The organism is Pseudomonas sp. BR20, assembly GCF_050780135.1.
Lineage (GTDB): Bacteria > Pseudomonadota > Gammaproteobacteria > Pseudomonadales > Pseudomonadaceae > Aquipseudomonas.
In genome coordinates this window covers 4,027,582-4,047,291 of record NZ_CP172012.1, presented here as the reverse complement: position 1 = coordinate 4,047,291, position 19,710 = coordinate 4,027,582, and the positions used below count along the sequence as shown (strand labels likewise).

At 60.6% G+C, this 19,710-nt stretch carries 18 protein-coding genes; 11 read left to right on the top strand and 7 right to left on the bottom strand.

The window, feature by feature from the left end:
* Positions 1-12: 12 nt before the first annotated feature.
* From ACHPFG_RS18485 to ACHPFG_RS18475, 3 genes are read left to right on the top strand one after another with little or no spacing between them, the layout of a single operon-like run.
* A complete protein-coding gene (locus ACHPFG_RS18485) occupies positions 13-474 on the top strand; it encodes a YbjN domain-containing protein (protein WP_167655409.1) in 462 nt (153 codons plus the stop codon).
* Positions 471-1,412, top strand: a complete 942-nt coding sequence (locus ACHPFG_RS18480) for a peptidylprolyl isomerase (protein ID WP_431700087.1) — start codon at positions 471-473, stop codon at positions 1,410-1,412. The genes ACHPFG_RS18485 and ACHPFG_RS18480 overlap by 4 nt, the downstream gene beginning before the upstream one ends.
* Positions 1,413-1,463: 51 nt before the next feature.
* Complete coding sequence (locus ACHPFG_RS18475) at positions 1,464-2,441, top strand: LysR family transcriptional regulator (RefSeq protein ID WP_431700086.1); 978 nt, start codon at positions 1,464-1,466, stop codon at positions 2,439-2,441.
* 27 nt (positions 2,442-2,468) lie between these two features.
* On the opposite strand, the gene ACHPFG_RS18470 is transcribed toward ACHPFG_RS18475, so the two are convergent.
* Positions 2,469-7,079, bottom strand: a complete 4,611-nt coding sequence (locus tag ACHPFG_RS18470; protein ID WP_431700085.1) for a dermonecrotic toxin domain-containing protein — start codon at positions 7,077-7,079, stop codon at positions 2,469-2,471.
* Positions 7,080-7,237: 158 nt separating this feature from the next.
* Here ACHPFG_RS18470 and ACHPFG_RS18465 point away from each other — a divergent pair, with 158 nt between their 5' ends.
* Genes ACHPFG_RS18465 through ACHPFG_RS18455 form a run of 3 tightly spaced genes read left to right on the top strand, consistent with a single transcriptional unit; the run spans position 7,238 to position 9,324 of the window.
* Entirely contained in the window at positions 7,238-7,792 is a 555-nt protein-coding gene (locus tag ACHPFG_RS18465) for a histidine phosphatase family protein (RefSeq protein ID WP_431700084.1), read from the top strand.
* A 45-nt stretch (positions 7,793-7,837) separates the two neighbouring features.
* Positions 7,838-8,593: a precorrin-6A synthase (deacetylating) gene (gene cobF / locus ACHPFG_RS18460; protein WP_431700083.1), complete on the top strand. Its 756-nt coding sequence runs from the start codon at positions 7,838-7,840 to the stop codon at positions 8,591-8,593.
* 11 nt (positions 8,594-8,604) lie between these two features.
* Positions 8,605-9,324 carry an alpha/beta hydrolase gene (locus tag ACHPFG_RS18455; protein ID WP_145338849.1) on the top strand — a complete coding sequence of 240 codons (720 nt, stop codon included), beginning with the start codon at positions 8,605-8,607 and terminating at the stop codon, positions 9,322-9,324.
* A 131-nt stretch (positions 9,325-9,455) separates the two neighbouring features.
* Here ACHPFG_RS18455 and ACHPFG_RS18450 read toward each other — a convergent pair whose 3' ends face one another.
* The 3 genes from ACHPFG_RS18450 to ACHPFG_RS18440 all read right to left on the bottom strand — a co-directional run bounded on the left by ACHPFG_RS18450 (position 9,456) and on the right by ACHPFG_RS18440 (position 12,875).
* Positions 9,456-10,010: a hypothetical protein gene (locus ACHPFG_RS18450; RefSeq protein WP_145337217.1), complete on the bottom strand. Its 555-nt coding sequence runs from the start codon at positions 10,008-10,010 to the stop codon at positions 9,456-9,458.
* A 72-nt stretch (positions 10,011-10,082) separates the two neighbouring features.
* Positions 10,083-11,891, bottom strand: coding sequence for a monovalent cation:proton antiporter-2 (CPA2) family protein (locus ACHPFG_RS18445; protein ID WP_131700705.1), 1,809 nt, complete (start codon positions 11,889-11,891; stop codon positions 10,083-10,085).
* 126 nt (positions 11,892-12,017) lie between these two features.
* A complete protein-coding gene (locus ACHPFG_RS18440; RefSeq protein ID WP_131700706.1) occupies positions 12,018-12,875 on the bottom strand; it encodes an EamA family transporter in 858 nt (285 codons plus the stop codon).
* Positions 12,876-12,978: 103 nt separating this feature from the next.
* Between ACHPFG_RS18440 and ACHPFG_RS18435 the strand changes: the two genes are divergently transcribed.
* The 3 genes from ACHPFG_RS18435 to ACHPFG_RS18425 all read left to right on the top strand — a co-directional run bounded on the left by ACHPFG_RS18435 (position 12,979) and on the right by ACHPFG_RS18425 (position 16,769).
* Positions 12,979-13,761 carry a helix-turn-helix domain-containing protein gene (locus ACHPFG_RS18435; RefSeq protein WP_431700082.1) on the top strand — a complete coding sequence of 261 codons (783 nt, stop codon included), beginning with the start codon at positions 12,979-12,981 and terminating at the stop codon, positions 13,759-13,761.
* Between the two features lie 93 nt (positions 13,762-13,854).
* On the top strand, positions 13,855-15,408 hold the full coding sequence (locus ACHPFG_RS18430) for a DUF726 domain-containing protein (RefSeq protein ID WP_431700081.1): 1,554 nt from the start codon (positions 13,855-13,857) through the stop codon (positions 15,406-15,408).
* Between the two features lie 41 nt (positions 15,409-15,449).
* On the top strand, positions 15,450-16,769 hold the full coding sequence (locus tag ACHPFG_RS18425; RefSeq protein ID WP_339543276.1) for an Nramp family divalent metal transporter: 1,320 nt from the start codon (positions 15,450-15,452) through the stop codon (positions 16,767-16,769).
* Positions 16,770-16,790: 21 nt separating this feature from the next.
* On the opposite strand, the gene ACHPFG_RS18420 is transcribed toward ACHPFG_RS18425, so the two are convergent.
* The 3 genes from ACHPFG_RS18420 to ACHPFG_RS18410 form a co-directional block, all read right to left on the bottom strand.
* A complete protein-coding gene (locus ACHPFG_RS18420; protein WP_431700080.1) occupies positions 16,791-17,162 on the bottom strand; it encodes a type II toxin-antitoxin system VapC family toxin in 372 nt (123 codons plus the stop codon).
* A gap of 3 nt (positions 17,163-17,165) precedes the next feature.
* Positions 17,166-17,525, bottom strand: a complete 360-nt coding sequence (locus ACHPFG_RS18415) for a type II toxin-antitoxin system Phd/YefM family antitoxin (RefSeq protein ID WP_431700079.1) — start codon at positions 17,523-17,525, stop codon at positions 17,166-17,168.
* Between the two features lie 117 nt (positions 17,526-17,642).
* On the bottom strand, positions 17,643-18,575 hold the full coding sequence (locus tag ACHPFG_RS18410) for a LysR family transcriptional regulator (protein ID WP_131700712.1): 933 nt from the start codon (positions 18,573-18,575) through the stop codon (positions 17,643-17,645).
* Between the two features lie 118 nt (positions 18,576-18,693).
* Here ACHPFG_RS18410 and ACHPFG_RS18405 point away from each other — a divergent pair, with 118 nt between their 5' ends.
* Together ACHPFG_RS18405 and ACHPFG_RS18400 are read left to right on the top strand one after the other, a co-directional pair.
* Complete coding sequence (locus ACHPFG_RS18405; protein WP_431700078.1) at positions 18,694-19,182, top strand: DMT family transporter; 489 nt, start codon at positions 18,694-18,696, stop codon at positions 19,180-19,182.
* A 4-nt stretch (positions 19,183-19,186) separates the two neighbouring features.
* Positions 19,187-19,639: a DMT family transporter gene (locus ACHPFG_RS18400; protein ID WP_167655416.1), complete on the top strand. Its 453-nt coding sequence runs from the start codon at positions 19,187-19,189 to the stop codon at positions 19,637-19,639.
* Positions 19,640-19,710: the final 71 nt, after the last annotated feature.

Below are 19,710 nucleotides of genomic sequence, written 5' to 3'. Positions count from 1 at the left end.
GAAGAAATCACCATGAGCGAATTGATCACCAGCGTCACCGTCCAGAGCCTTACCGAACTGTTGCAGGACGCCGGCTACCGGGTTAACCAGAGCGAACAGAACGGCATCGTGCAATTGCTCAGCGCCAGCCAGGGCATTGGCTTCGCCGTGCGCTTTGGTAACCCGGCGGCGGAGCAGGGCAGCTATGTGGATTTCACCTACAGCTGCGCGCTGCGGGTGCAGGGTGAGTTGCCCGAAGGCCTGGCCCCGGTATGGAACGCCTCGCGGCGCTTTGCGCGGTTGTCGGTGCAGGGTGAGTTCCTGCTGATGGAAATGGACGTGGTGGTGGCTGGCGTTGGCGCCACGCACCTGCGCAGCCAGCTGGAATTGTGGGACCGCCTGTTGCAGGAATTTATCGTCTACCTGCGTGAGTACAGCCAGCAGGCCGCGCAGTTGCAGGCCGCCGCGGTGGGTGAAGGGGCGGCGGTCCTGTGAAAAAGCCAACCCTGATGGTCGGCGCGGGGGCGCTGGCCTTGCTGGTGGTGGCGGTGGGCTTGAGCCTGCGACCGGGCAGTGACCCGGTGGCGGCGCAGCAACCGGCGCCGGTGATCAATCCGGCAGCGAGTGGGCCGGCGGTGGCGCGCCTGGGCAATCAGCAGATCGACCTGCCGGAGCTGAAAAGCGTGCTGGCCAGCCTGCCGGCCGAATCCCGCGAGCAACTGCGCGGCAACCGTGGCGCCCTGGAAACCTGGATTCGCTCGCGGCTGGCGCAAAAGGCTGTGCTCGAACAGGCCGACGCCCAGGGCTGGCGCCAGCGCCCGGAGGTGGAGCAGCAGACCCGCACCGCTACCGAGCAGATCGTGTTTCGCGACTACATGCTCTCGGTCAGCCAGGTGCCGGCGGACTACCCCAGCGCCGCCGAACTGCAACAGGCCTACGACAGCGGCAAGGCGCAATGGGTGACGCCGCCGTTGTACCAGGTGAGCCAGATTTTCCTCGCGGTGAATGACCCGCAAACCCTCGACGCCGTACGGCGTCAGGCCCAGGAACTGAGCCGCAAGGCCCAGGCCGCGCCGGCTGATTTTGCCGCCCTGGCCACGCAGTTTTCCCAGGACCCCGACAGCGCCGCGCGCGGTGGTGACTCGGGGATGCAGCCGTTGCAGCAACTGGTGCCGGAAGTGCGCGGCGCGGTGGCGCGGCTCAAGGTCGGTGCGGTCTCGGACGTGGTGCAAAGTCCGGCCGGGTTCCATGTGCTCAAGCTCATCGGCCAGCAGCCGGCGCGTACCGCCACCCTGGACGAGCTGCGTGAACGCCTGACCCAGGCCCTGCGCGCCCAGCGCCAGGAACAGATCGCCAAGGCCTACCTGGAAGGCATGCTCAACACCGCGACCTTGAGTATCGACGGCGCCGAGTTGAACAAAGTGCTGGAGTAACACGCCTCAACCCGCATTGGATGCACAGACCAACCAGACAGGGAGTCTCCCATGGCATTTCTCGAACCGTCTGCCCCACAGGGGCCCTCTGCTTATCGCGCACCCTCCGAGCCACGCAGTGCCTGGTTGGCCCTGGCCAGTGAGATCGATCCGGAGGTGGCACGCTACTTTCTGGTGAGTGCGCGCTGCGGCTGTTTCATGCAGGCCGCGCGCAGCCTGAATATCAAGGCAACCCTGTTGCGCAAGCGCCTGGCCCAGCTGGAGGAACACCTGCGCCATGCGCTGTTCAGCTACCAGGGCAATGGCCTGGTGCTCAGCCGCGACGGCCAGCAATTGCAGGCCCAACTGACCGCCCTGGCCCACGAACGGCACCTGCCGGTACTGGAACAGCCGCTGATTCGCCTGGCGGTGGCCGAGCCGATCCTTCACGACATCCTCGGCCGCGACCTGATCGCCTTGCTGCGCCGCAATGCCAGCGTGCGCCTGGAGATCATCTCCCTCGACAGCCACTTGTCACTGCAAGCGGTGGACGTGGACGTGGTGCTGTGGCTGGCGGACACCGACGGCCAGGTGTCCGGCCCGAGCTTCGTCACCGAACCGCCGCGGGCGCTGGCGCGATTGCAGTACCTGCCGCATATCGCCAAGCGCTATTCACGGCTGATCACGCGCCCGGACAGCGTGGAAGACCTGGCCGACTACATGCTGGTGCAATGGCAGCCGGACGCCCAGGTCGAGGCTCTGCAGCCGTGGAACCAGGTGGTGCAACAGCGCCTGGCGGCGGTGGTGCAGGTGCATGCCTATTCGCTGATGCTGGAGATGATCCGCTGCGGCGCCTGCATCGGTTTGCTGCCCCATTATATGAGCAGCTTCGACCGGGGGCTGGTGGCGTTACCGGGGCTGTTGGCCGAGCGCATGCAGCGCCAGGTGTGGCTGGCGGTGAATGCGCAGGTGCGCCACCCCGAAGCGGTGCAGATGATCGTCGAGCTGATCGTCGGTACGTTCGAGGGGCGGCGGGAGTGGTTTGATTAACGCGCGTTGGCCGGCAAAAGGGTGTTGCTAGCCGGTCTTGGTATCAACCTTCAGTGTTTCGAGGTATTCCAGCTTGGTTTTTCCGCCCTCTACCTTGTAGGTAAAGACAGGGTATGACTTCCCATCGAACTCAGGGCCGGCTCGGTTAATGGCTTTCTGGAACTGTGGCTTGGCGGCCTCCCAGGTCTGACCGTTTGAACCATAGAAAACCAGGCCGACCAGTGCATCGGGTGGCACGCCTACCGTCTGTATTTCGCTGTTTTCAAGCGCGCTGCCGGGGTGCTCGCCTTGTTGGTTCTTCAGGTCATTCAATAAGCCTTGCATGCCTTCACGGGCCTTCTCCCGCCCCAGGTATCGCGTGTCGGCCTGGATGTTCCCAGAGAAGGCGTCTTTTTCATGTATGGCCGTGATGTTGTCCTGGAGTTTTTCCGGCAGCGCCAGGATGGCCATGTTTCGCGGCAGGGCTCCAGCGTTGTCACCCATTTTGTAGTAGTTGGGCAACAAGTCTGCTTGAGCCAGGCTCCATTTGCGCAGCCCGCCGTGTCCTCTATTGGCCTCGCCCTGCGCACGAATGCTGTCAAGGTTCTCACCGGTGTTATGAAACTCCAGATGCGCGTTCCTGAGCTGAAGGGTTCTGATCAGTAATCCGTCTTTTTGGAAGGCTTCAATGATGGGGCGATATTGTGTTCCATCTGTTGCAGTCGAGGTTGTTACTTCGGTGGTGGGTAAATGATTGTTTTCAACGACCGTTATGGGGGGGTTGGGCGGCACCTGCCTCGGTGGGGCAACGCTTGCCGGTTTGGATTGTCGCCGCACACTGGAATGAAGCACCAACGATGCCAGGTTGGCCAACAGATCCGCCATGGCCGCGTCCTTGTTGCCCTCCTTTTCACTGGCCAAGGTTTTAAGATCGCCGAGGATGCCCTGGGTCTGCAGTGCCAGGCCCACAACGGCCGCAGGCCCGCGAAGGGCCGGCAGTATTGCGTTGAGCAGCAGGAAGCCGCCTTCTTTGAAGGTCGCCCAACGGCTTTGCGAATTGGACACCGATTGGCGCTCGGCCAATGTTGCCAGGGCGTTGGCGTTGGCATCGTAGAGGTAGTCCATCAGTTGCCCGGATTGCACCTTCTCTGCAAGTTTGTCGATGGCATCGCCGTTGGTCGCCAACGTTGGGGCGGCAGGCCTGCGCGGTAACGTGAATTCATCGATAAACACTCTGTTTCTCGGTAGATGGGGCTCGCTGAAACCACCGTGATCATAAATGGTGCGGGTCGCTTCATCAGGTAGCCAGGCAACTACGTCATCTTGGAGCGACTTTGTTTTACGCAGTGCCTCCATTAACGCCTGGCGCGAAGGAAACTGTAGCAAGGGCTCTTCTGCTATCAAGGGGCGATAGAGAATATGCGGGCCTACCGAGCTGTCCTTGGGTTCGATCAGGAACATGTTTTCGACGACATCGGGCGTGGCGCCCGGCTCGCGTTCGAACGCCAAGGGACGCATCGTGATCTCGTTGCCATTGACATACTTTTTCCCCGGCGTGGGGTCAAGTATTGCCTGGAGGTACCGGTAACCCATGGCGTTATCAAACCCCTCAGCGCCTTTACTGGTCAGCTCCAAGGCTTTCATCTTCAACTCGATTGGCACTTGTTGCGCAAAGCGTAATTGACGTTCTGTCTTTTTGGCGGGGTCGTTGAGCAACTCGCGTTTAAGCAGCTCGGGATAGTTTTTGCCGGCATCTATTTTTTGAATCAGTTCTTTGAGAGCACCCTCTTGCCCCAAGGCGGGTATCAATGCCCCGGTCGGTTTGTGACGAACCTCTATGCGACCGCCCGGTAGTCCTGCAAGGTTTTGAATGAAGGCGTCGCTGAGGGGCATCCTGGTGGTTTGGATGGCTCCAAACCCGCTGACCGGCACGGCATACGGCGTGTGGAATACCACTTCCACATCATTGATGTCATAGGGGACGGGAGGCGGTGAGAGCGCGTTTAATTGGCTCTGGATAAAAGTACGGATGTCCGGGATACCGCTGTTATAGCTTTGCTCTTTGTGGTGGTACATATAACCCGCCAGTTCCAGGACGAGGTCGTGCAAGATGAAGCGGTTGGCATCGGAGGTATTTTTTATCCAATCGGACACCTTGTGCTGAGAGCGATCCGGTCGCTGCGTGTCGAGCAGTGTTGGCTCGGTGGCCACTGCTTTTGCTTCATGCCCGTTGATAATGATGTTCGCCTGGATATAGAACGCATCGACGTCTACCTTGGTCAAGTGGGTGCTGAATGTTTCGTGTGGTCTTGCCTGTTCGAGGTGTTGGTCCCATTTGTCTTTGACGGCAGCCAAGGAGGCATAAGGGGTTACCTTGCCGCTCGGTTCGCTGACCAATACGATCGTGCGCCCTGCGACCTTGCGTTCGATAACCAGGTTGGGGGTTTGAAACTCCGGGGTGCCTGAATGGTTATTCTCGGTGCTGGCCAGCATGTGCACGGCTACTTCAGAATCATCCGCCAGTTTGGGGCGTGTCGAGCCCTGGGGATACCTCACGAGCATGTCCAGGGTTTCGCGTTGCTCGTCATCCAGCCCCGGTTGCTTGATGCTGGCCAGGCGCAGGTTGTTACGTACCAGGTCACTGAGCATCAACCGGCGGTCTCCGGCGAAAATGGGCGTGACACTCACTGACGTGTCGGTGCCTGAACCAGGAATGGGGTCATTGAACGGTGGCCTGCCCCAATAATCGAGCCTGGCTGTCTGAAGTGCTTCGTTCAGTTTACCTGGCAACTGGCTGATGGCCTGTTGGACAGCCGCTTTATCGATGTCGAGCGCGGTGCCCGCAGGGTCGCCGGTACGTGCTTGTACATCCGCGCGGGTGTCGACAAACTTGCCGTCACTCCTGAACACCGGAGCATCAGCGCCTTCTACGTGGTTAATGGCCAACTCCATCAGCGGTGTTTCCAGGAATTGACCGGGATTGGCCGGGTCGGGGACGGCGAAGGCCAACTGCTGCACATCCACATTCAGTGCGGGCGATGCCTTGCTGATGGCGTCCTTGAGCAATCCGGCTACCACTGTTTGCCTGTTCGGTTCCCCTTCAAACAGACGCTGGCCGATGATGTCCACGGACCCAACGGGCGGTGGCGTGGGTATAGCCGCGTCGACCAGGTTGCGTCTGAACGGTGGCGTGGGCGTCTGGACGCTTGGAGATGGCAGGCCTTGGAGGCGCGTCAGGCGCTGCTTGGCTGTCTGTTGGCGTTCGCGAACCGCAAGGGAGGGGGCGTCGTTCGGAGGATTGTTTTTGAGCAGGGCGGGGAAACCGTCGCGAATGAGCCCCGCGTTTTGTTCGAGCCACTGCGGTGAGCCGTAATGCTCGCGGACTCCGTAAAACTCCATGATGCCCGCCATCGGGTAGCGATCCTCTACGAAGTTGTAGTTCGGTAAGCCCATCGGCCCGCTACCTCCTATCTCGCGGGCCGCTTTCAAGATGTCAGGTTGAACGGCTGCCCACGGTGCATATTCAGCGGGGAATGTCAGCCATTTGAGGCTGCCGTCTGAGTCTGGTCCCAAGGCCAACAGACTTCCATCCAAATTGATATGTACACTTCGGGGATCTAGATTTTGTGCGTGCATGAAGCGCTTAAACGCGTCGCCGGAGAGGGCCTCTTTATAGGCTTGCACTGCCTGTCCATAGGATGAGTCTTCAGGCGTGCCGATGATGCCCCCATTAGCGCCGGTGCCGGGGTTTATGGCTTTGTGTGTCACTATTCTGCTGACCAGGCGAGCAACTTCCCGGTCGGCTTCCTCGACACGTTCCGAAGGTGTCGGCGTGCGGTTAGCGTCCGCTATCCCCCTGGTATGGCTATAGGTTGCCGTGGCGATGGCGTTTTCTACTTCGGCTTGTGCCGCCCTGACGCGCGTGATTTGCGGCGTAAGTGGGCCGTTGAAGGGCATCAGGGATTTGAATTTATCGCTGTACTGTAAGTCGCTGATCGAACTGAGCAGTTCGCCTCGATGGTTCACGGGATCTTCGCCATAGAAGTTACCCACCACGTCAATGGGCGCGTTGTGTTCGCCGGTGTACTGGAACGATTCAAGTCGACCGGCGGCCACTTCTTTTGCCGCAGCCGCAACAGCAGCGGAGGCTTCTTTCCAACCAGGCGTATTACGCGAGAAGAGTTGAATTTTGCCGTTGATGCTGCACTCCATCGAATCCGCAGAAGGGAACCACCTCAGGCTTGAGATATCGATGTTGTTGTCTTTGGCATAGCGTGCAAATGGCTCTTGTTTGAGCGCCTGCGTGAAGAGTGCCCACGCCTGGCCGAAGGTGGAAAACGCTGGAATGTCAGTGACCGTTGGAGGTTGATCAGCATTTTTTCTCACTGACGTCTTGTGATGATCCAGCAACATCAATGCAGCGCAATACTGGCTTGCCATTTCACTGTCGCTTTTCTGCACAAGGTGTTTGCTTTGTTCCTGGATGCGTTGAAAACGTGCATCCGTAGGGGAGGGCTGTAGCGGATTCACAGGCCACTGTGTGATTGTCTGAGTCAGTGATCGTTTGGCTCTCGAATGTTCTGGCGCTTCACTGTTCTGACCGGACTGCTGCGCGACCGGATGCGGCTGTACGGCAAACGTCTGGGGCGCGATTTTCATAAGGCTTTCTCGTAATAATGAGGGAAAAGGCGACACCGTGATCGCGCTTTGATGCGTGTACCGTGTGGCTTGTAGGGAGTGGTGTGTTTAAACTCGGCGGTTCCGCACATGTGTATCAGGTGTATACAGAGCGCTATCCCGATGCAGAGTGAGCAGTGATGCAGGCCACCCGCTTGACCCTCATTTGCCATGCCGCCACACCCGCTCAAAAGTACGGGCGTTTTCCCGATAACGAGTCCGTGATGATGGATTGGCAAGCCGCAGCGCTATCCCTGGCCGGGCGCTATAAGAAAAACCTGCGTCTGGTGTGCGCGCCCGAGGCACGTGCCTGGCAGACGGCAGGGTTGTTCGGCGGTCAAGCAGTGATTGAAGACGCCTTGCGCGATGGCGACGTTGGCGACTGGAGGGGCCGAGCCATCAGCGAATTGGACAGCGATGCGTTGCTGGACTGGATGACCCACAGCGCCAGTGCGCCCCACGGTGGCGAGTCAGTTGAGCAAATTTGCGCGCGGGTCTCAGCGTGGATGAAAACCCTGGAGGCCCAACCCGGGCACGTAGTGGCCATCACCCATCCCTTTGTTATTCGCGCGGCGATGCTGTATGTCATGCAGTGTCCGGTCTCGATGTTCTACCGGATCGACGTCGAGCCCCTGTCCGCTACCGAGCTGCGCTTCAACACGGTGTGGCGCCTGCGCCTGGAAACTCACGCCTGAGTGCGTGAACATGGCAAAATCCATGCCCCGCAATGAGAGCAACCCATGAAACGCATCCTCATCATCGGCATTGGCGCCGGCAACCCTGACTACATCACGATGCAGGCCGTGAAAGCGCTGAACCGCACCGACGTGTTTTTCCTGATGGACAAGGGCCAGAGCAAGGACAAGCTGATCGATCTGCGCCGCGAGATCTGCGAGACCTATATCACCGAACCCGGTTACCGCTTTGTCGAGGCCGACTGCCCCGAGCGCGTACGCGGTGAGATCGACTACACCACGGCTGTGCAGGACCTCAACCGCAACAAGCAGGCCACCTTCGAGCGCATGATCAACGAGGAAATGGCCGACGGTGAAGTGGGCGCTTTCCTGGCCTGGGGCGACCCGGCGCTGTACGACAGCACCATTCGCATCCTGCAGGCGATCCTGGCCAGTGGCCGCTGCGCCTTTGAATTCGAGGTGATTCCCGGCATCACCAGCGTGCAAGCCCTGGCGGCCCAGCATAAGGTGGCGTTGAACCGTATCGGCAAGTCCATCGAGATCACCACCGGGCGTCGATTGGCGGCGGGGCAGGCCAGCGATGCCGATACCCTGGTGGTCATGCTCGACGCGGAAGATTCCTACCGTACGGTGGCCGATCAGGACCTGGATATTTACTGGGGTGCCTACCTGGGCACGCCGGATGAAATCCTGATCAGCGGCAAGGTCGGTGAAGTGGCAGAACAGATCGAACGGGTGCGCAAGGCGGCGCGCCTTGAGAATGGCTGGATCATGGACACTTACTTGTTACGCAAACCCTGAGGTAACGTCCCATGTTCAAACTGCTTGCCCTCGCGCTGACCCTGATGGCCAGCGTTGCCCACGCTGATTCCGAGTTGCACACCGATTTGCCGCTGGCGTACCTGGAACAGACCCAGGCCGATGCGCGCAACGAGCCGCTGGTGATTTTCCTGCACGGGTTCGGTAGCAATGAGCAAGACCTGTTCGGCATCAAGGACGCGCTGCCGTCCACGTGGACCTACTTGTCGGCCCGCGCGCCGACGCCGGTGCAGCCGAATGGCTTTCGCTGGTTTACCAAGACACCGGGTGACGGCGATTACGATGGCGTGACCGCTGATTTGCACAGCAGCGCCAAGCTGATCAAGGATTTTGTCGGCAAAGCCACCGCCAAGTATCACACCCAGCCTGACCGGGTGTTCCTGGTGGGGTTCAGCCAGGGTGCGATCATGTCGTATGAGGTGGCTCTACGTGACCCGCAGCTGGTGCGCGGCATTGCGGCGTTGAGTGGCAGCGTGCTGCCGGTGCTCAAGGCGGAGCTCAAGCCGGACGAACGCTTGAACAAACTGGCAATCTTTATTGGCCACGGCACCCTGGACCAGGCACTGCCGTATGCGTCGGCGACGCGGGCCAATGAGGTGTTGGTGGGGCTTGGGTTGAAGCCGGAGTTTCATGGCTATCCGGGGATGAACCACACGGTCAGTGAGGCGGAAGTGCAGGACCTGAAGGCTTGGCTGGAAACGAGTTTGAAGTGAGCGCGCTGAATAAAGGTGGGAGGGCGCTTGCTCCCGATAGCGCAGTGTCAGTGAACAGATTCATTAGCTGATCCATCGCCATCGGGGGCAAGCCCCCTCCCACATTTGATGGGTGTTGTCAGGACTATTTGTTATTTGCCACCAGTAATCTGCTTCACCAACTCGGCATGTCCCTTCGCATCATCCGCCCGCGAGATTGCCTGGATCACCAGCAGGTGATTGCCCGAACCACCGAGGAACGTGGAGTTCAACGTCTTGCCGCCGCCTTGGGTGGCGGTGCTGTCCACCTGGCGCAGGCCCAGGCCCTTGAAGGTCAGTTTCTTTTCGCTCAGCTTCTTGAAGTCGGGCAGGGCGGCGCTCTGGTCCTTGACGAAACCGGCCACGGCGCCGTCGAGGAACTGCGGGTCGTTGTCCTTGATGGTTACACCGTCGTTACGCACGGTTTCGGCGACGATCACCACGCTTTTCGTGGTCTGGTTGGCGTACATCGTGCCTTGGGTATCGGCGGTGCCGTCCTCGGCCTTGCCGGCTGGCAGGGCGTCGGCGGCGTAAGCCTTGGGCAGGTTGAAGTTGAACTTACCGCCCAGAGTGGAGATGGTTTGCGTGGCTGGCTTGGCGGCGGCGAACACGCTGCCGGCGGTAAGCGCGAGGGCCAACAGGACTGCGGTCTTGGTGAAATTGACCATGAAGCGCTCCAAGGATGAACGAAATTGCGGCGTATTCTGTCAGAAAATTCGCAATATCGTTCATCCTTAGCCTCACACCTTGTCGGACTCTTCCTCAAGCCGATCCATCTCAAACAGTCGCGCCAGTTCGGCGCGGGCTTCCTGGGCGGTTTGCATCACCTTGGCCGCATCGTCGTACACCGCATGCTGGGCGGCGAGCACTTGCAGGTCGTGGTTCTTGAAGCGGGTGATGCGGGCATCGGCCTGGGCTTGGCTCAACCCCAGGCCCACCAGGGTACGACGGCTCATTTCCAGGCTGGAGTAGAACGTCTCGCGAACCGGTGAGGCGTCGAGGTCCACCAGGCGGTGCACGTGCTGGCGGTTACGGGCGCGGGCGATGATCTTCATGTGCGGGTAGAGGTTGCGCACCAGTTCGGCGGTCTTGATGTTGATCTCCGGGTCGTCCATGGCGATCACGAAGAACTCCGCCTGGTCGACCTTGGCCGCGTGGAGAATCTCGGGGCGCTGCGGGTCGCCATAGAACACCGGCATGCCGCCGAAACTGCGGGTCAGCTCGATGGTTTCCACCGAGGTGTCGAGGGCGATGAAGGAGATGTTCTGTGCACGCAGGATCCGCGCGACGATCTGGCCCATACGGCCCATGCCGGCGATCACCACCCGCGGCGCATCGCTTTCGATGGTGCGGTATTCCTCCGGTACTTCCACCGGCTTGACCTTGGGCTTGAACAGCTTCGGGCACACCAGCAGCAACAGCGGCGTGACGGCCATGGACAGGGTGATGGTCAGCACCAGCACGTCGTAGAGGTGCGGTTCGAACAGGCCCTGGTCGCGGCCGATCTTGAACACCACAAAGGCGAACTCACCGCCCGCGGCCAGCACCACACCCAGGCGCAGGGCGCTTTCGCGGTTGAGATCACCCACCATACGCCCCACGGCGTACAGCAGCGGCAGCTTCAAACCGATCAACAGCAGGGTCAGGCCGATCACCACCAGCGGCGAGCTGAGCAGCAGGCTGAGGTTGGCGCCCATGCCCACGCTGATAAAGAACAGCCCCAGCAGCAGGCCCTTGAACGGCTCGATCTGGGATTCCAGTTCGTGGCGGTATTCCGAGTCCGCCAGCAGCAGGCCGGCGAGGAAGGCACCGAGGGCCATGGACACGCCCACCAGTTCCATCAACCAGGCGGTGCCGATGACCACCAGCAAGGCGGTGGCGGTGGACACTTCGCGCAGGCCGGTCTTGGCGACGATGCGAAACACCGGCCGCAGCAGGTAGCGCCCGCCGATGATCACCACGGCAATACTGCCGAGGATCTGCAGGACGTGTTGCAGGCCTTGGGCTTCGGTGGTCGGATGATCGCTGCCGGCCAGCAGCGGTACCATGGCAATCAACGGGATCGCGGCGATGTCCTGGAACAGCAGGATCGCAAACGCCAGGCGTCCGTGGGGCTGGTTCAGTTCCTTGCGCTCGGCCAGGCTTTGCAGGCCGAACGCGGTGGACGACAGCGCCAGGCCAAGGCCGAGCACGATTGCGCTGTTCCAAGACTGGCCAAACAGCCACAACGCCACCACGCCCATGACCAGGCCGGTGAGCAGCACCTGGGCCAGGCCGACGCCAAATACCGCCTTGCGCATCACCCATAAACGCTTGGGCGACAGTTCCAGGCCGATGATAAACAGCAGCAACACCACGCCCAGTTCGGAGAACTGCGCGACGCTTTGCGGGTTGCCGATCAGGCCCAGCACCGACGGACCGATGATCACACCGGCAAACAGATAGCCCAACACCGCGCCCAATTGCAGGCGCTTGGCCAGGGGCACGGTCAGCACGGCCGCGAGCAGGAACACCACGGCTGCTTGTAGCAGGTTGCCTTCATGGGGCATTTCGAACTCCAGGATCTTTAAAACCAATCGACAGGAGGGTATTAGAGCGCTTTTTACCTTTCGAAAATTGTGTTTTTGCTGCGTTTGAAGGGACAACACGCCAGTGCGTGTTTGGCGGCGGGCGGTTCACGCCGGCTTGCGGTACAAACCCACGGCCAGGCCGACGATGATGATCGCAATCGAGATCAGGTCCGGCGTGGAAACACGCTCGCCAATCAGCAGCATCGAACTACTGATCCCGAACACCGGAATCAACAACGACAGTGGCGCCACCGTGGACACCGGGTACAGCTTGAGCAGCGAGTTCCAGCCCCAGTAGGCAAAGTGCGTCGCCAGGTACACCTGAAACAGAATGGACAGGATCGCCATGATGTCGAGGCTCGACTGCAAGCCTTCGAACGGCGCGCTGCCATGCATCAGCCAGGCCATAAGAAATAACGGGATCGGCGGAAACAGGCTGGCCCACACCATGAACGAGAAGACCTCAGTGACCCCCGACTTTTTGATGATGACGTTGCCCACGCTCCAGGCCAGCGCGCTGAATACGATCAGCATCACGCCCAGCACTGCGTGGCTGCCTTCCCGGGTGGAGATGATAGCTGCCAGGCCGATCAGGGCCAGAAATGCACCTGCCATTTGCGTCCCGCGGAGTTTTTCCCTGAACAACACGCAACCCCAGCCCATGGTGAAAAATACGCTGAGTTGAATGATCAATGACGCGATGCCGGGGCTCACACCCCTCTCGATGCCATAGTTGATCACGCCCCACATGCCCAACCCGAAGATGACGCCGTAGGCGGCCACGTAGCTGAATTTGACGGCGGGGCGCTTGATGAAGAACACCAGTGGCAGGGCGGCGAGGGCGAAGCGGATGCCCGTGAGGACGAAGGGGTCGACCGAGCGCAGGCCCAGTTTGGTAATGGGGAAATTCACCCCCCATACCAAGGTGACGAGCACGGCGAGCGCCAGATGTTTTTTCAGCATGGAATGTTCCCTTGGTCATTACAGTTATCCAAGGGCGTGGATGTTAGGGGGGGGTTGGATGGCCCGCTTGCTATGTAAGGTCATCTTTTGACAGAATCAGGCCATGATTCCGACCTTTGACTCCGCCAGCCCTGAAGCCGTGGTAACACTGCGCGAATACCCTTGCGGCACCGTCTTTGAGCGGCACACGCATTCACGTGGGCAGTTCGCCTATGCCTCCACCGGCGCGCTGAAAATGTTCACCGATCTCGGCAACTGGGTGGTACCGCCGCAACGGGCGATCTGGGTGCCGGGTGGTGTGCCCCATGAAATGCATATGCGCGGGGATGTGGTGATGCTCAATACCTACCTGGACGCCGATGCCGCTAAGCGGGCCCGGTTGCAGGAGCGCTGCCAGGTGTTTGAAGTGTCGCCCCTGCTCAGGCATTTGCTCGAGGCGGCGTTGGCTATCGACTCCTCGACATTACCCAGCGTGAGGCATCACTGCGTGCTGACGCTGTTGATTGATGAAATCGGAGCCATGCCCGAGCTGCCACTTAGCGCGCCATTGCCGTGCGAGCCGCGGCTGGCGCGAGCCTGTCAGCGCTTCCTGGATGCGCCCACGCAGAAAATCACCCTCGATGAGATGGCTGATTGGTCGAACATGAGCCGGCGCACCTTCACCCGCCATTTCTACGAGGGCACGGGGATGACGTTCGTGTCCTGGCGCCAGCAGGTGTGCCTATTGGAAGCCACCGCGCGGCTAAGCCACGGCGCGTCCATCACCGAGGTAGCGCTCGAATTGGGGTTCAGCAGTTCCAGTGCATTCACCTCCGTGTTCCGGCGCAACCTGGGGGATTCGCCGGCGCGCTACCTGGCCAAATCAAAAGCTGCGGCGCAGTTCTGATCCTTCGCGACTGCCACGCCGGTCAGGATTCACCGTCCTACAAGCCTCCCTTTGGTATTATCGCCGTCCCTCGTCACCAGGAGTCACCGGCCCATGCAGCACCAGTGGGATGAAATGCACCGCACCCGCAAGCCCACGTTCGTATTGTGCGGCGAGCCTCAGGGGGATGTGCTCAATCTCTATGTTCACGGTTACTCGGCGTTCTTCAACCGGCAACAACTGGGCAATTTCAAGGCGCAGCTCGCGGGTATCGAGGGTTCGACCAACCTGATGCTGTTCTGGCCGGCGGGGCATTTCCTGGAAAACCTGTTTGCGCCGTTCAAGGATGTGATTACCGCGATGCTGGGTGGTGGCAGCATCGGTGCTGCGACCGTAGGCGTGGGCAAGGCGATTGCCTATTTTCTTGACCACTACAAAAGCGTCGAGGCGCGGGTGGACGAAGTGGCCAGGAGCTTGCTGCCGGAGCTGGCCAGCTACCTGCATGGCGAGTCGCTGGAAGTGCGGCGTATCAACCTGATCGGTCATTCCCTGGGGGCGCGGATTCTGGTCAAGAGCCTGCTGGCCAGCCCGGACACCGCGCGCGAGCTGCCATTGGACAACCTGCTGTTGATGGGCGGCGCGATCTGTACGTCGAGCCCTTGGGAAGAGGTGTGCGCGCCGCTCAAGGGGCGGGTGATCAATTGCCATTCCAGCAAGGACTGGGCCCTGGCGATGAAGCCGGACACCGAGCGGTGTATCGGCCGGTACGCGATCCCGGTGACGCCGGCGCTCAAGGCCAAGGTCACCAATGTGCACCTGGCCACCTTCGATCACGCCGCCTACTGGCCGCAGTTGCAGACCGTGGTGCAGTACACCGACCTGTTGCAGGAGCGGCGCGGCCTGATTCGTTCCGACCAGCGCAGCAGCGAGGTACGCTTTGCCGAAGAGGACGTCGACTTGTTTCCGGCTCTGGTGCAGGCGCGGCCGGAAGAGCTGAAGTTTCTCGCCGAATTGATGGCGCAAAAGCGCAGTGCATCAATCGACGCCACGGTGCGCGAGCCGCTCAAGCTGGCCATCGAGTTGCAGCGCATGGGCGGCGATAGCTTTATGAACCTGGCCCGTGGCCACGGCGTGAATTATCGCCAGATTGCCGAAGATGTGGCGCAGCGGCTGGGGATCAAGTTTTCCGAGCCCGTCGCAACCGTTGCGCTGGCTGACCTTGAAGCCCTGGTCGCGGAAAAACTGATTGAGCAGTACAAGGACAAACTCAGCAACGCCGACCGCCAGGTATTCGACGCAGAGCTCAAGGCGGCTGCACAGAAAGAGCAGGGGCTGTTCAGCCGTTTCGATGTCGGCCGCTCGGCCACTACGGCATTGAGTGGCACGGCGCTGGCCGGGTTGACCGGGTTTATCCTGCGTCGTGGTGCGGCCACGGCGATCCCTGTGGTGGGCCAGGCGCTGGCGGCGGCGATGCTGCTGGTGAGCGGTGTACGGGCGTTTTCCGGCCCGGCCTATTCGATTACCACCCTGGCGGTGTTGGTGGTCGGGGTGATTCGCCAGCGCATGGAGCGTGAAGCCTTGAACCAGGAGATGGACCTGGTGGTGCAGGTGGTGGAGGCGTTTGACCTGCCTCGGGAGACGGTGATGCGCACCGTTGCGTCTGACTGATAAGCTGAGCCCCTGTCGAGTGTGTTTGCCTGGGATACCGCGTGAAATTCAGCCTGCCGAAAATCGCTACCGCTCCATTCTGCCCGCCGGAAGTGGCCGGTTCCGTCGCCGTTGACCCCACGGCGTCGTTCTTCAAACGCATTCTTATGTTCGCCGGCCCCGGCCTGCTGATCTCCATCGGCTACATGGACCCGGGCAACTGGGCCACGGCCATCGAAGCCGGGTCGCGCTACGGCTACAGCCTGTTGTTCGTGGTGTTGCTCGCCAGTCTGGCGGGGATGGCGGTGCAGTGCCTGTGCTCACGCCTTGGCATCGCCACCGGCAAGGACCTCGCACAACTGTGCCGTGAGCGCTACAGCAAACGCTCCGCACGCACCCAGTGGGTGTTGGCGGAAATCTCCATTATCGCCACGGACCTTGCCGAAGTGCTCGGCTGCGCCCTGGCGTTTCACCTGCTGCTGGGCGTTTCCCTGACCACCGGCATTGTCATCACCGCCTTCGATACGCTGTTGGTCCTGGCCCTGCAAAACCGTGGTTTTCGCCGCCTGGAAGCGATCATGCTGGCACTGGTGGCGACCATCGGCGTGTGTTTCTTCATTGAGCTGGTGCTGATCAAACCTTATTGGCCGGATGTGTTCAGTGGTTTCACCCCATCCCTGTCGGCCATCAGCGATGCCGCGCCGTTGTACCTGGCCATCGGTATTCTCGGCGCCACGGTGATGCCCCATAACCTCTACCTGCACAGCTCGGTCGTGCAAACCCGCCTGATCGGCAAAGACCTCGCGAGCAAACAGGACGCGGTCAAGCTGGCCCGGATCGACACCATTGGCTCCCTGGCCCTGGCACTGCTGGTCAACGCCGCCATCCTGATACTCGCCGCCTCCGCCTTCTACAAGACGGGGCACACTGAGGTGGTGGAGATCCAGGACGCCTACCGCTTGCTCGACCCGCTGGTGGGCGGCGCCTTTGCCAGCATCCTGTTCGGCATCGCCTTGCTGGCGTCCGGGCAAAGCTCGACCTTTACCGGCACCATCGCCGGGCAAGTGATCATGGAGGGCTACCTCAACCTGCGCATTCCCTGCTGGCAACGCCGCCTGATCACCCGTGGGCTGGCGCTGATCCCGGCGTTTCTCGGGGTGTGGTTGATGGGTGACCAGGCCATTGGCAAGCTGCTGATCCTCAGCCAGGTAGTGCTCAGCCTGCAGTTGCCGTTCGCGTTGTACCCCTTGATCCGCATGACCGGCGACAAGCAACTGATGGGGCCGTTCGTCAATCGCCTGCATACCCGCGTGTTGGCGTGGTTTCTGTTTGCGGTCATCAGTGGGGCCAATGCGTGGTTGATTGGGCAGTGGGTGTTCTGAGTTCCGGGCAGTGGGTGTGGACTACACCAGAATGGCCAGGGATGTGTATTGGGCAATCTGCGCGTCGGCGGTCATTAGCCTCATCGGTTCACTGATGGCTGTCGCTACGATGAGCCGATCAAAAGGGTCTTTGTGATGATGCTCAAGATCCTTTACGGCAATCGCGTGTTCTGAGGTGATGGGCAGTTCGACGAAACCGCTTTCAAGGCAATATTCCCGGATTTCGTCCAGGTCTGCATCGAGTTTTCCAAGGCCGACCTTGATCGCCATTTCCCAGAAGGTTGCCGCGCTGACGTAAATTTCTGCGGCATTCTCGATCAGTCGTCGGGCTTTGCTGGATAGCTTCGGGTCATCACTCAGTGCCCAGAGCAGAACATGGGTATCCAGCAGCACCCATCATGGATGGCTGCCTGCAAACGCATCCAGCAGGTCATCTGGCAGGGGCGCTTCAAAATCCTCGGGGACAACCAGCTTTCCTTTCATCGCGCCAATTCGCTGACCTTTGGATTTCCCCACGGGGACGAGTTGCGCCATCGCACGTCCATGCTTGGCAATGGTGATAATTTTGCCGGCGGCGGCGTCATCCACCAGTTTTGACAGGTTATTTTTTGCTTCGCCCAAGGGTACGGTAATCATGAGGTGCTCCGCGTATTTTGGCCAAATATAGCCAAAACTGGGCGAGCTATCCAAGACGGGCCGACCGCTGGTTGCCGCCGCGCGTTCATCGCGCGATGGCTTTGGGTACATGAAAACCATGGCATCTCTCCAAAAAAGACATCGCCAAAGTCTGCCGCAATGCACCCAGTCCAAAATATAGTGGCCCGTTAAATCAGACCGAGCCTACTTTTACTACGCGGAAAATTCCTCAACCGCTCATCGATCCCAATACGGCACCGTCCCAAAACACTCCACAAAGTAATCAATCACCGTGCGCACTTTCAGCGACAGGCGCCGGCTCCCCGGCCACAACGCCGCAATCTGCTGGGGCTCGAGGGTTGTCGCCACATCGTAGTCCGTCAGCACCGCCTGCAAGGTGCCGGCGCGCAGGCCTTCGCCGATCAGCCAGGACGGAAACACCACCAGCCCCAGGCCTTGTTCGGCGGCGTGGGTGAGGGTGTCGGCATGGTTGCCGGTGATCGGGCCTTTGACGCTATAGGGTGTCCAGTCGTCCTGGCCCTTGCGGAAGAACCAGCGTTGCTGGCCGGTGATGCCCTTGTAGGCCAGGCACTGGTGGTGGATCAGTTCTTCAGGGTGTCGGGGCGTGCCATGCCGGGCCAGGTAGGCGGGGCTGGCCGCGAGGCGAAAGCGCTGGGGTGCGAAGATGCGTGCCTGCATGCTGGAATCGTTGAGCACGCCGATACGAAACAGCAGGTCGGTGCCGTCTTGCAGCGGGTCGACGAAGGTGTCGGTTTGCTGGATGTCCAGTTGCAGCTTCGGGTAGCGCCGGCATAACTCACCCAGCCACGGTGACAGGTGACGCTGGCCGAACACCATCGGTGCGTTGATGCGTACCAGGCCGCTGGGTTCGCTTTCCTGCTCCTGCAGGGCCTGGCCGGCGGCTTCCAGTTGTTCGAGCATCACGCGCGCGTGCCGTCCCAGCAGGCGCCCGGCCTCGGTGGGGCTCACCGCGCGGGTGTGACGATAGAGCAACTGCTGGCCGAGGGCTTGTTCCATCAGCTGGATCTGCCGGGAAATCGAGGAGGGCGCCAAGCCTTCACGGCGGGCTACTTCAGAAAAACTACCGTGATCCAGCACGGCGACGAACAGGCGCAGCGCCTTGAAACTCAATTCATTCAAACCCTGCATCGTGGCTCCATGCTGTGCGTTCTGCGCAAAGGTGTTGTCCGCATACTCCCATTTATCGCACAGGACGACCACCGGATAATGCGCGTCATCCAATTCTTTTTTGACGTGCAGGTGATGTATGCAAGCAAGTTCCATCGAGGCTGTGGCGCAAGCCACGCCGAAGAAAAACTTCCTACGGCTGCTGCTGTTGCCGCTGGTGATCCTGGCCGGCATGGGCTTGTCGGTCGAGGCAGGATTGCTCGGGCCGCTCGGCGTGCAAGTGGGGCACCTGTGGGCAACCTTGAGCATCTTCGGCGTGGGCTCGGCGATTCTGTTTTTGCTGCTGCTGTTCAGCGGCCCGCAGAAGGGGCCGGCGCTGTCCGAGCTGCCGCGCTGGCAATTGATCGGTGGGTTCCTGGGGCCGATGTATGTGGTGGTGCTGACCCTGGCCACGCCGCACATCGGTATTGCCATGACCATGATCGCGATTTTGTCCGGCCAGGTGGGCAAGAGCGTGCTGATCGATCATTTCGGTTGGTTCGGCACCGTACGCAAACGGGTCAATGGCGAGCGCTGGATAGCCCTGGCGTTGATTGTGGCGGCACTTGTTCTGATAGCACGAGGGTAAGGCGATGAATCTGATTCTGTTATTGGTGCTGGTGATTGCTGCAGGTGCGGTGCTGAGTGTGCAGGCGGCGATCAATGGGCGCCTCGGCCAGTCGGTAGGCGTGTTGCGCAGCAGTCTGCTGACGTTTGCGGTGGGCGCGCTCACCACCGCACTGCTGATTTTCTTCTTCGAACCGGCCCAGGCCTTCAGCCTGCTGGACGTGCCCAAATGGCAACTGACCGGCGCATTGTTCGGCGTGGTGTACATGATGGTGATGGTTGGAGCGGTGCCGGTGGTCGGTACCGCGGTGGCAACCGTTGCCGTGATCACCGGGCAATTGGGCATGGGCATGCTGATCGATAACTTCGGGTGGCTGGGCAACCCGGCCGTCGAACTGTCGAGCAGCCGCATCCTGGCGATGGTGTGTCTGGCGCTGGCCTTGGTGTTCATGTACCGCAGCAATACGCGTACCGACTGATGGTTTGAACCATCGCCGACGGCGGGCAGTCACTGCTTAAGGTGCTGGCAACCGCCGCACCGGACGACCAT

Bases quoted from the DNA above. Each gene is read 5' to 3' on its own strand.
- ACHPFG_RS18435 (WP_431700082.1), top strand. From the start codon at position 12,979: ATGATTCCGACCTTTGACTCCGCCAGCCCTGAAGCCGTGGTAACACTG.
- ACHPFG_RS18485 (WP_167655409.1), top strand. From the start codon at position 13: ATGAGCGAATTGATCACCAGCGTCACCGTCCAGAGCCTTACCGAACTG.
- ACHPFG_RS18465 (WP_431700084.1), top strand. From the start codon at position 7,238: ATGCAGGCCACCCGCTTGACCCTCATTTGCCATGCCGCCACACCCGCT.
- ACHPFG_RS18405 (WP_431700078.1), top strand. From the start codon at position 18,694: ATGCAAGCAAGTTCCATCGAGGCTGTGGCGCAAGCCACGCCGAAGAAA.
- cobF (WP_431700083.1), top strand. From the start codon at position 7,838: ATGAAACGCATCCTCATCATCGGCATTGGCGCCGGCAACCCTGACTAC.
- ACHPFG_RS18415 (WP_431700079.1), bottom strand. From the start codon at position 17,525: ATGGTTTTCATGTACCCAAAGCCATCGCGCGATGAACGCGCGGCGGCA.
- ACHPFG_RS18445 (WP_131700705.1), bottom strand. From the start codon at position 11,891: ATGCCCCATGAAGGCAACCTGCTACAAGCAGCCGTGGTGTTCCTGCTC.
- ACHPFG_RS18455 (WP_145338849.1), top strand. From the start codon at position 8,605: ATGTTCAAACTGCTTGCCCTCGCGCTGACCCTGATGGCCAGCGTTGCC.
- ACHPFG_RS18430 (WP_431700081.1), top strand. From the start codon at position 13,855: ATGCAGCACCAGTGGGATGAAATGCACCGCACCCGCAAGCCCACGTTC.
- ACHPFG_RS18410 (WP_131700712.1), bottom strand. From the start codon at position 18,575: ATGCAGGGTTTGAATGAATTGAGTTTCAAGGCGCTGCGCCTGTTCGTC.
- ACHPFG_RS18470 (WP_431700085.1), bottom strand. From the start codon at position 7,079: ATGAAAATCGCGCCCCAGACGTTTGCCGTACAGCCGCATCCGGTCGCG.
- ACHPFG_RS18475 (WP_431700086.1), top strand. From the start codon at position 1,464: ATGGCATTTCTCGAACCGTCTGCCCCACAGGGGCCCTCTGCTTATCGC.
- ACHPFG_RS18450 (WP_145337217.1), bottom strand. From the start codon at position 10,010: ATGGTCAATTTCACCAAGACCGCAGTCCTGTTGGCCCTCGCGCTTACC.
- ACHPFG_RS18440 (WP_131700706.1), bottom strand. From the start codon at position 12,875: ATGCTGAAAAAACATCTGGCGCTCGCCGTGCTCGTCACCTTGGTATGG.
- ACHPFG_RS18400 (WP_167655416.1), top strand. From the start codon at position 19,187: ATGAATCTGATTCTGTTATTGGTGCTGGTGATTGCTGCAGGTGCGGTG.